10 protein-coding genes are annotated in these 10,447 nt (G+C 66.5%); 3 read left to right on the forward strand and 7 right to left on the reverse strand.

Annotated features, from left to right (window positions below; translation table 11 throughout):
* Positions 1–58: 58 nt before the first annotated feature.
* Complete coding sequence (gene purH / locus JHC81_RS12095; protein ID WP_292175044.1) at positions 59–1,663, reverse strand: bifunctional phosphoribosylaminoimidazolecarboxamide formyltransferase/IMP cyclohydrolase; 1,605 nt, start codon at positions 1,661–1,663, stop codon at positions 59–61.
* Positions 1,664–1,848: 185 nt separating this feature from the next.
* Between purH and JHC81_RS12100 the strand changes: the two genes are divergently transcribed.
* Positions 1,849–4,344 (forward strand): ATP-binding protein, encoded by a 2,496-nt coding sequence (locus JHC81_RS12100; RefSeq protein ID WP_292175046.1) that lies wholly within the window; start codon positions 1,849–1,851, stop codon positions 4,342–4,344.
* 9 nt (positions 4,345–4,353) lie between these two features.
* Here JHC81_RS12100 and JHC81_RS12105 read toward each other — a convergent pair whose 3' ends face one another.
* A complete protein-coding gene (locus tag JHC81_RS12105) occupies positions 4,354–4,878 on the reverse strand; it encodes a prolyl-tRNA synthetase associated domain-containing protein (RefSeq protein ID WP_292175048.1) in 525 nt (174 codons plus the stop codon).
* A 50-nt stretch (positions 4,879–4,928) separates the two neighbouring features.
* On the opposite strand from JHC81_RS12105, the gene JHC81_RS12110 reads away from it, so the two are divergent.
* On the forward strand, positions 4,929–5,669 hold the full coding sequence (locus JHC81_RS12110) for a DUF6065 family protein (RefSeq protein WP_292175050.1): 741 nt from the start codon (positions 4,929–4,931) through the stop codon (positions 5,667–5,669).
* A 57-nt stretch (positions 5,670–5,726) separates the two neighbouring features.
* On the opposite strand, the gene JHC81_RS12115 is transcribed toward JHC81_RS12110, so the two are convergent.
* The 5 genes from JHC81_RS12115 to JHC81_RS12135 all read right to left on the reverse strand — a co-directional run bounded on the left by JHC81_RS12115 (position 5,727) and on the right by JHC81_RS12135 (position 9,507).
* Positions 5,727–6,275, reverse strand: coding sequence for a hypothetical protein (locus JHC81_RS12115; RefSeq protein WP_292175052.1), 549 nt, complete (start codon positions 6,273–6,275; stop codon positions 5,727–5,729).
* An 82-nt stretch (positions 6,276–6,357) separates the two neighbouring features.
* Positions 6,358–6,990, reverse strand: a complete 633-nt coding sequence (locus tag JHC81_RS12120; RefSeq protein ID WP_292175054.1) for a LysE family translocator — start codon at positions 6,988–6,990, stop codon at positions 6,358–6,360.
* Positions 6,991–7,034: 44 nt separating this feature from the next.
* Positions 7,035–7,604 carry a hypothetical protein gene (locus tag JHC81_RS12125; protein ID WP_292175056.1) on the reverse strand — a complete coding sequence of 190 codons (570 nt, stop codon included), beginning with the start codon at positions 7,602–7,604 and terminating at the stop codon, positions 7,035–7,037.
* Positions 7,605–7,712: 108 nt separating this feature from the next.
* On the reverse strand, positions 7,713–8,171 hold the full coding sequence (locus JHC81_RS12130; RefSeq protein ID WP_292175057.1) for a translation initiation factor IF-2: 459 nt from the start codon (positions 8,169–8,171) through the stop codon (positions 7,713–7,715).
* Between the two features lie 94 nt (positions 8,172–8,265).
* A complete protein-coding gene (locus JHC81_RS12135) occupies positions 8,266–9,507 on the reverse strand; it encodes an argininosuccinate synthase (RefSeq protein WP_292175059.1) in 1,242 nt (413 codons plus the stop codon).
* A gap of 150 nt (positions 9,508–9,657) precedes the next feature.
* Between JHC81_RS12135 and JHC81_RS12140 the strand changes: the two genes are divergently transcribed.
* A partial coding sequence (locus JHC81_RS12140) for a malic enzyme-like NAD(P)-binding protein (protein ID WP_292175061.1) occupies positions 9,658–10,447 on the forward strand: 790 nt, incomplete at its 3' end.

The raw sequence follows: 10,447 nt of genomic DNA on the forward strand, positions 1-10,447 counted from the left end.
AACGTCGGCTTTCGCCGCCGTGTGCGGTCTCCCTCTCCCGCAAGGGGAGAGGGACGATTCAATGCCTGAACACCCGCACGCCCGTGAAGGCCATGGCGATGCCGGCCTCGTCGGCGGCCGCGATGACCTCGGCGTCGCGCAGGGAGCCGCCGGGCTGGATCACCGCCGTGGCTCCGGCGGCGACGGCTTCCAGCAGGCCGTCGGCGAAGGGGAAGAAGGCCTCGGACGCGCAGGCGGACCCATGCGCGAGCGAGTGGGCCAGCCCCTTGGCTTCCCCCGCTTCCGTCGCGCGTATGGCGGCGATACGGGCGCTGTCGCGGCGGTTCATCTGGCCCGCACCAATGCCGGCGGTCTGGCCGTCCCTGGCATAGACGATGGCGTTGGACTTGACGTGCTTCGCGACGGTGAAGGCGAACAGCATGTCCTGGACCTCCTGCGGCGTCGGCTGGCGACGGGTGACGATCTTCAGGTCTTCGGGCTTGATCAGGCTGCGATCACGCGACTGGACCAGGAACCCCCCGGCCACGCTGCGGAACACCTCGCCCGCACCGTGCGGATCGGGCAGCCCGTCGGTGATCAGCAGGCGCAGGTTCTTCTTGGCGGCGAAGACCGCGCGGGCCTCGTCGTCGGCACCCGGCGCGATGACGACCTCGGTGAAGATGTCGGTGATGGCTCGGGCATCCGCCTCGTTCAGTGGCCGATTGACGGCGACAACGCCGCCGAAGGCCGAGACGGCGTCGCATTCCAGGGCGCGGGCGTAGGCCTCGGAAAGGTCGTTGCCGACCGCCACGCCGCAGGGGTTGGCGTGTTTAACGATGACGCAGGCGGGCGCGTCGAACTCGGCGACCAACTCATAAGCCGCGTCGGCGTCGGCGATGTTGTTGTAACCCAGCTCCTTGCCCTGGACTTGCTGCGCATGGGCGACGCCGGGGCGGGTCTCGCCGGTGCGGTAGAAGGCCCCGGTCTGATGCGGGTTCTCGCCGTAGCGCAGGGTCTGGGCGAGGGTGCCGGCGATGGATTTGCGGGCCGGAGCGGCGTCTTCCAGCTGACCGGCGAACCAGCCCGAGACGGCGGCGTCATAGGCGGCGGTGCGGGCGAAGGCGCGGGCGGCCAGGCGTTTGCGCAGGGCCAGCGACGTCGTGCCGTCGGCTTTCAGCGCTTCCAGCAGCTCGGCCACCGAGGCCTGATCGACGCAGACGGCGACATAGCCGTGGTTCTTCGATCCCGAGCGGATCATGGCCGGGCCGCCGATATCGATGTTCTCGACCACGGCATCGAAGCCGCCGCCCGACGCCACGGTCGCCTCGAACGGATACAGATCGACCCAGACGATATCGATGGGCCCGATGCCGTGGGTCGTCATCGCCTCGGCATGGTGTGCCGCGTCGCGCACGCCCAGCAGGCCGCCGTGAACCACCGGGTGCAGGGTCTTGACCCGTCCGTCCATCATCTCCGGAAACCCGGTCAGATCGGCCACGTCCTTCACAGGCAGGCCGAAACCGGCGATCGCCGCGCGCGTGCCGCCGGTCGAGACCAGTTCGACACCGAGGTCATGCAGGGTCCGCGCCGCATCCTCCAGGCCGGTCTTGTCGGACAGGGAGATCAGGGCGCGAACGGGCTTCACCGCATCGGGCGCAGGCGGAAAGTCGGGAGCGGCAGGCATGGCGGCGTCCGTATCTGGAATGAGGTCGGGGAGACGCGCGGGGCTCTAGCACTGTCCGGGGCGCGATAGAACCGCAGTCGACCAATGGGCGGCCAAAATCGGCAAGCGCCGCAATATCCGCGCGGCCACTAAAGCTTGCTCAACCTCTTGCATGTCAGATGGTCGCCTGGGTTGGGGTTTTTGCGATGTCGAACCGCGTCTTTCTGGCGGTGCTGAGTATTCTTTTTGCGTCCGTGATGGCTGCGTCGGCTTCGGCAATGGCTCCGGAGCCTGTCCTGCCGCCTGCTGCAGAAGCCGAGGCGCTGGCCCGGTTCGTGGAACGCCGCGCGGCCTCGACCAGCTTCGCCGAGCTGGAAACCTTCGGTCATCGCGCCGCGACCCGTCAGGACCGGGAGGGGCTGAACCGGCTGTATCACGTCACTTGGACGATCCTGAACCAAGGCGAGTTTGAGCGCGCGACCCGGTGGAACAACCGTCTGGCGGCCGCCGCCCGGGCCCAGGATGACAGACGCTATATAGAAATCGCGGCGCTGAACGCCCTGACCATTCGCTACGATCAGGGAGAGGCAGCAGCCGCCACCGCAATGGCCGACTATGTGGACGGCGGTCACGACTGGTTCGTCCGGGCGCATGCGGCGCGACTGGTCGCCCTCAATCTGGTCGATCAGGGCCGGATCGGCGAGGGCCTGCAACTGCTCACGCGCGCCCAGGCCGATATTCCCGCGCGCGATCCCTATGCCGACACCGCCCGCGCCGGCATCTGGGAAGTGGTCGGCATGGGGTTGAAGGATATCGACGACGTCGAGGGTGCGACCGCGGCCTTTCGCAAGTTCGAGATCGACTATTCCAACCCCGCCTATCCGCGCCCCGACTTCGACAGTCTGTACAATCTGACCAAGATGGCCGTGCGGATGGGGGACCTGGAGCGCGGTCGGGCGTTTGCGGCGGCGCACAGTGCGGTGGCGTCGCGGTCCGACCTGCCCGCCCTGGCCATCTACGACGCCGCCCTGTGCGCCCTCGTCGCCGATGCCGGCGCAAAGCCAGGGGACGTACTGGCCTGTCTGGATCCCTATGGCGAAAATCTCGGCGACGCCGCCTTCCTTGCGCTGGACGTCCTGCCCTTGCGGGCGATCGCCAGAGCCAGGACGGGCGATGTCGCCGGCGCCATCCGCGATCTGGAGGTTCTGCGCGGGCTGGAGACCTCGGCGGGCGACGGCTCGCGTCTGAGCGAGGTGCGGGCGGAAATCCTGTTCGCCCAGGGACGGCCGGCCGAGGCCTTTGCCCTGCTGAGGCGTTTCACGGCCGAGCAGAATGTCGCGCAAGCGCGTGCCTTCTCCGCCGGCGTCCATCAGGTGACCGGCGACATGCAGCAGCAGCTGGACGACCGCCGCACCCAGCTGGAAACGGCCCGGACCAAGACGCGCCTGCAATGGCTGGTCATCGCCGTCGGGGTCATCTTTCTGCTGTGCGTCGGCGCGGGGCTGGTCTGGCAGATGCGTCAGGGGCGACGGCTGAAGGCGGCGCAGGAACGGGCCGAAGCCGCCAATCGCGCCAAGTCGGAATTCCTGGCCAATATGAGCCACGAAATCCGCACGCCGCTGAACGGTGTCGTGTCCATGGCCGACGCCCTGTCGCGCCAGCTCCTGGACCGCAATGCCCATGAGATGGTCGATCTGATCCGGTCGTCCGGCGCCACGCTGGAACGCCTGCTGACAGACATCCTCGACAGCGCCAAGATCGAGGCCGGTCAGGTCGCGCTGGAGGAGACGACGTTCGATCTGAAGCACACCGTCAATGATATCGCGCTGCTGTGGCGGGCCAAGGCGGAGGACCGGGGGGTCGCCCTCGTCTTCGACCTCGATCCTGACGCGCCGAAATATGTGTCCGGCGATGCGGTACGGCTTCGCCAGGTGCTGACCAATCTGGTCTCCAATGCGCTGAAGTTCACAGAGCAGGGGACGGTGACCATGACAGTGAGGGCGGCGGACGCCGGCCGAATCGGATTCGAGGTGCGCGACACCGGCATCGGCTTCGACGGCGATCAGAAGGCCCGCATCTTCGGCCGTTTCCAGCAGGCGGATGGATCGATCACGCGACGCTTCGGCGGAACGGGTCTGGGCCTGGCCATCTCCGCCGCGCTGGTGGAGCTGATGGGCGGCACCCTGGAGTGCGAAAGTACGCCCGGCCAGGGATCGGCCTTCGCCTTCGAGATCGACCTGCCCGAGGCGGCCGCGCCGGTCGCGGCGTCGACCTCCATCACCCCGGCGACTGATATCACCGGACTGCCCCTTCGCATCCTGCTGGCCGACGACCATCCGGCCAACCGCAAGGTGATCGAGATCATGCTGGGGGTCACGGCCATGGAGCTGGTGGCGGTCGAGAATGGCCAGCAGGCGCTGGAGCGGTTTGAAGCTGAGCCCTTCGACATTGTGCTGATGGATATGCAGATGCCGGTCATGGACGGTTTGAGCGCGACGCGGGCCATCCGCGACCTCGAGGCCGGTCAGGGCAGCGACCGGACAGCCATTCTGATGCTGACGGCCAACGCCATGGCAGAACATGTCACCCAGAGCCTGACGGCCGGGGCGGACGGGCATCTGACAAAGCCCATCACCATGAACGCCCTTCTGGCCGCCATGAGCGATGTTCTGGTCGGCAAGACCTGGCGCGAGGCGGCCTGAGGCCCGGCTTCACAGCGCGCTGAAATCCACGACCACCGGCTCTCGCTCCATCAACGCCAGAGCCTTGCGAAGCGCCGCCTGCTCCAACGCGGTCGTCGCGGTGTTCGTCAGCGGGTGGAAGTTGACGATGTCCGCCTCCCACAGAGCCCGGTCCAGGACGAAGCTCACCCGCCGGTCGGTGTCGTTGATGAGACCCAGAGCCGTGACCGAGCCCGGGCGGACGCCCAGCGTTTCCCACATCAGCGTCTCATTGCCGAACGACAGGCGGTCCGAGCCGATGAGGGCGGGCGCGCGTTTCAGGTCGATGACCGTGTCCTGGCGCGCCGAGATCAGCCACAGCCGCCCCTTCCTGTCCTTGAGGAACAGGTTTTTGGTGTGGGCGCCGGGTATGGCGGCCTTCAGCGCCTGTCCCTCCTCGACACGGTAGACGGCCGGGTGGTCGTGGGTGGTCTGGGCGATGTGGTGCTCGGCCATCCACGCCAGCAAACGGTCGCGGTCATAGACGGGAGTATGCGTCGGCTTGTCTTGGGTCATCATCGGTCGCTAGGAATGATCCTGTCCTCGATACCCGCCGGAGATCGCCCGTGGAACTGGAATGCTATCCGATGTCGCAGCGACCGCCGGACTTGGTGCCGGGGCGACAGTCGCGCGACTGGATGGACGCCTTCGCCAGCCGGCACCCCTATCGCTGCCTGCCGCTGAACATGGCCAATACGACGGGGTGGGAAATCCTGTGTCCCTTCGGCTTTTCCGCCGAATGGAACGGCGGACCGGCCCAGTCCGACATCGTCGTGACCCCCGACCGGCCCGAGCCGGACGTGAAGCATTTCGTCACCTCGCACTTCACGCGCGGTGTCCTGACCATGCATCCGCAATATCTGTTCCGTACCCCGCCGGGCTGGAGCATGACCTGCCAGGGCAGCCCCAACCACATCAAGGACGGCATCCAGGCCCTGGTCGGGGTGGTGGAGACCGACTGGCTGCCGTTTCCGTTCACGATGAACTGGATCTTCACCCGACCGGGCAAGATCCGCTTCGACAAGGGCGAGCCCTTTTGTTTCATCACCATCGCCCAGCACAAGAAGGCCGAAGAGGCCCAGCCGGTGATCCGCTCGCTGGGGTCCAACCCGACCATGCAAGGCCAGTACGAGGCCTGGTTGAAACAGCGCAGCGACTTCAACAGCCGTTTGGCCTCGGGCGATCCGGAGGCGGCCAAGGAGGCCTGGCAGCGGTTCTATTTCAAGGGCGAGCTGCCCGACGACCTGGGCAAGGCCCCGGCCAGCCACACCAACAAGCGCCGCATGAAGATGCCGCGCATCGGCTAACGAAAAAGGGCGGCCCCTCGCAGGAGCCGCCCTTTCCAGTCTGGCTTGTCGTTTGACCTACATCGCCCGGGCGACGCGCGGGCCGATGTTGTCGATCACTTCGCGCGCATCGAAGGCGTTCGGATCGTTGGCGGGCTTGCGACCGCGACCGATCACGATCTCGGACGTGGCTTCATAGCGGTCGATCTGGCGAACGTCGAAGTCCGGGCCGAACGGGTCGCGCCACGGGCTCCACAGGCCGCGACGCGAATAGCGCCACGATGGGCCCCAGAACGGCGAATACCGGTCGTAGTAGAAGGGGTCGGTCGTGCCGGACAGGCGCGTGTCGCGGTCGGTCGCGCGATTGACGGTGGTGAACCAGTCGCCGCCGTTTTCGACGGTGACCTCGGCGGCGCGCAGCAGCAACGACATCTCGACCTGATCGCGCGAGGTTACCGAGTTACCGGCGAAGTTGACCCGGAAGCGATCGCCTTCGATCCGCTGCTGGGAATAGCCATACCGGCTGTCGGGGCTGGCGGGGCCATAAGGTGTGGCCGTGGCGCAGGCCGACAGGGCGAGCGCGGCCGTCGCCGCGAGCAGTACGGGCTTGAATAGACGCGTCTTCATGAAATTTCTCCTTGGCGAACCACGAAACGCCACGACAGTTGAACGGCGGATGAACGGGCCGGTTCCTGCGGCCCTTCGTCCCCTACAGTCGCGTCAAGATAAGTACGCAGGCCGCCAGCAACAGGATGCCAGTCAAGACGCCGAATCCGCGCCGGAACCGGGGCTCGGACATCCGCCGCGCCAGGGCCGCCCCGCCCAGGCCATAGGCGGACATCGACACCACATCCATGCCTATGGTGGCGAGCGCGAACAGGGCCAGCTGCGGCGCGGCCGGGCGGTTCACGTCAAGAAAGGGTGGCAGGACGGCAGTGAAGAACAGCACGGCCTTGGGATTGGCGATCTGGACCATGAAGCCGTCGATCAGGGCGCTGCGACCGGGCCGGACCGTCGTGTCCCCGGGATCGGCGGCCGTACGGAAGGCTCCGCGAAGGGACTTGATGCCGAGCCAGGCGACATAGAGCGCGCCGGCGATGGAGATCAGGCGAAAGGCCTCGGGAAAGGCCACGACCAACGCGCCCAGGCCTAGCGCAGCCGCGCCGAACCAGACCAGGGTCGCGGCATTCATGCCGACGACGCCCAGCATCGCGCCCGCCTTGCCTCGTGCCACGCCATTGGCGACCGAGAACAGATTGGCCGGTCCCGGCGTGACGGCCATGACGGCCATCACTCCCAGGAAGGTCAGATACAGGTGCGGATCGACGGGCAGGCTGGCCATCAGGCCCTGTCGGGCCGTCCGGTCACGCGGTCAAGAGGGCGGGATCAGTCTTCGTCGGCAGCGGCGACTTCAGCCGCCGCTTCGGCCATCTCGGCGTTTGCCTCGGCCGTGGCGGCAGTGATCTCTGCAGACGCCTCGTCCAGCGAATCCATCGCCTCACCCACGGCATAGTCGGCCATCAGACCGTAGGTCGCCATGTGCTCGGGGTCGTTGGAGGCCCAGGCCCCGTTGCTGGCCACGCCTTGCGCCGTGGCCATAGCTCCGGACACATCGGCCTGGCTCATGGCGTCCGAGACGAGCGCCTCGACATCGATGTCGGCCAAGGCCTCGGCGGCGATGGCGGGTGCGACCTGGCTGGCCAGCGTGGTGAAGGCGGTGATGTCCGGCTGATACTCGGTCCAGAGGGCGGCGATCCGCTGGCCCTTCTGCTCCTCGGTCAGGCCGGCGTCTTCGGAAATGGCCTCGGCGCGTTCCCCGAAGGTTTCCATCCGGGCTTCGAAAGCCTCGGCGGCAGCTTCCAGCGCCTCTTCGGAGGGGCCGCGCACATCACCGGCGACGGCGGCGGAAATCGGCAGCAGGGCCAGGGCGGCGGCGAGTGACAGGGCCTTGATCATGGGGGCGCTCCTTGTGGATGCGCTCAAGCTCTGCCCATACCCGCGCGATCTCAAGTGAAATCGCGGTAAGGCGGCAGGGCGAACCCCACCGCCTTGATTATGCGAGATTTACTGAGGCGTCGCAGGGGCTGCGGGCGCGGCCGCAGCGGCCAGCATGTCGGCCTTGACCTTGGCCGGCGCCCCTTTGACCTCGGCGGTGATCATTGGGATCATCTGCGCCATCTGGGCCTGCTGCTCGGCCGGAGCCGCAGCGGACTGGGCCGTGATAAACGCCCCGACTTCATCGGCGAAGGTGTCGGCGTCAGGCTGATAGCGGGCGGCGATGGCGTCCAGATCGGTGTTGGCCTTGGCCGTATCGCCGGCCGCGGCGGTCAATGCAGCCTGCATTTCGGTGCTCATCTGCTGCATGCGCGTCCCGAACGCTTCAGCCTTGGCTTCGAACGCCGCCTCTTCGGCGGATTGGGCGGGCGCGGCCGGAGCGGCGGGTGCGGGCGGCGCGTCCTGCGCGAAGGCGGGGGCGGCGAAGGCGAATACGGCCGAGGCGGCCAGAACAGCGCGGAATGACATAGAGAAGGGTCCTGAAATCATTGGGCGGAGCCCATGCTCCTGAGCCCAAGGTGGCGCCATTTCACGGCGAGGGCGAGATCATTTGTGGCAGGCGTCAGTCCTGATTGCGCTTGGTACGCTTGCCGAGCACCCGCAGGCGCAGGGCGTTCAGCTTGATGAAGCCTTCGGCGTCGTGGTGGTCATAGGCCTGGACGCCCTCCTCGAAGGTGACGAGGTCCTGATCATACAGGCTCTGCTCGCTCTCGCGGCCGATGATGGTGACATTGCCCTTGTACAGCTTGACGCGAACCGTGCCGGAGACGTTCGCCTGGGAGTGATCGATGGCGGCCTGAAGCATCTCGCGTTCGGGGCTGAACCAGAAGCCGTTGTAGATCAGGTGGGCGTATTTGATCGCCAGCTCGTCCTTCAGATGCATGGCCCCGCGATCCAGGGTGATCGACTCGATGCCCCGGTGCGCGGCCAGCAGGATGGTGCCGCCGGGCGTCTCATAGACCCCGCGCGACTTCATGCCGACGAAGCGGTTCTCGACCAGATCCAGACGGCCGACGCCGTTGTCGTGCCCCAGCTGGTTCAGCTTCGTCAGGATCGTGGCGGGCGACATCGCCTCGCCGTCGATGGAGACCGCGTCGCCTTTCTCGAAGCCCAGGGTGAAGACGGTCGGGGTGTCTGGCGCGTCCTCAGGGGCGATGGTGCGCTGATGCACGAACTCGGGAGCTTCGACCGCCGGGTCTTCCAGCACCTTGCCCTCGGAGGACGAGTGCAAAAGGTTGGCGTCGACCGAAAACGGGGCCTCGCCGCGCTTGTCCTTCGAGATCGGAATCTGGTGCTTCTCGGCGAAGTCCAGCAGCGCCTCGCGCGACCGGAACTCCCACTCGCGCCACGGGGCGATCACATGGATATCGGGATCCAGGGCATAGTAGCCCAGCTCGAACCGGACCTGGTCGTTGCCCTTGCCGGTCGCGCCGTGACAGACGGCGTCGGCCCCCAGCATCCTGGCGATCTCGATCTGGCGCTTTGCGATCAGGGGCCGGGCGATGGAGGTGCCCAGCAGATACTGGCCCTCATAAACGGTGTTGGCGCGAAACATCGGAAAGACGAAGTCGCGCACGAACTCCTCGCGCAGGTCGTCGACAAAGATGTTCTCGGGCTTGATACCCAGCTTCAGCGCCTTTTCCCGTGCAGGCGCCAGCTCCTCGCCCTGACCCAGGTCGGCGGTGAAGGTGATGACCTCGGCCTGATATTCGGTCTGCAGCCATTTCAGGATGATCGAGGTGTCCAGACCGCCGGAATAGGCGAGGACGACCTTCTTGACGGGCTTCTTGGCGGCTGCGGACATGGCGTGATCCTTGGAAAAACGCGGGGAGGCGTCTCTGGCCGCGCTTAAACGGCCAGATCGTGGTCAATGCAAGTCCGCGTCCCTGCCGAAGGTTGTCCCCGCGTCAGCCGGGCTTTAGGACAGACGGGTTCCCGCGACCGAAAGCCGACCATGCCCGACCAGACCGACAAACAGACCTTCTCCGATCAGGACGCCCTGGATTTCCACCGCGTCCCGACGCCGGGCAAGATCTCGATGGCCCCGACCAAGCCGATGGCGACGCAGCGCGACCTGAGCCTCGCCTATTCGCCGGGCGTGGCCATTCCGGTCCTGGCCATCGCCCAGGATGCGGACCTGGCCTATGACTATACGGCCAAGGGCAATCTGGTTGCCGTCATCTCCAACGGCACGGCCATCCTGGGTCTGGGGAACCTGGGCCATATGGCCTCCAAGCCGGTGATGGAGGGCAAGTCGGTCCTGTTTAAACGCTTCGCCGATGTCGACAGCTTCGATGTCGAGGTGAAGACGACCGATCCAGACGAGTTCATCACCGTCGTCAAGAACATCGGCGACACCTGGGGCGGGATCAATCTGGAGGACATCAAGTCTCCGGAATGTTTCGTGATCGAAAGCGAGCTCCAGGACCTGCTGGACATCCCCGTCTTTCACGACGACCAGCATGGCACGGCCATCATCTCGACCGCCGGCCTGATCAACGCCGCCCATATCGCGGGCAAGAGGCTGGAAGACCTGAAGGTCGTCCTGGTCGGGGCGGGCGCGGCCGGCCTGTCGTCCATCGCCCTGATGAAGGCGGTCGGGGTGCGGGCCGAAAACACCGTCATCCTGGACCGCGACGGCGTGGTCTACAAAGGCCGTGACAATGTCGATCAGTGGAAGGCGGCCCACGCCACCGACACGCCACACCGCACGCTGAGCGAGGCCATGGTCGGGGCCGACGTCG

Origin of the sequence: Brevundimonas sp. (genome assembly GCF_016463295.1) — a bacterium.
In the GTDB taxonomy this organism is placed as follows: domain Bacteria; phylum Pseudomonadota; class Alphaproteobacteria; order Caulobacterales; family Caulobacteraceae; genus Brevundimonas.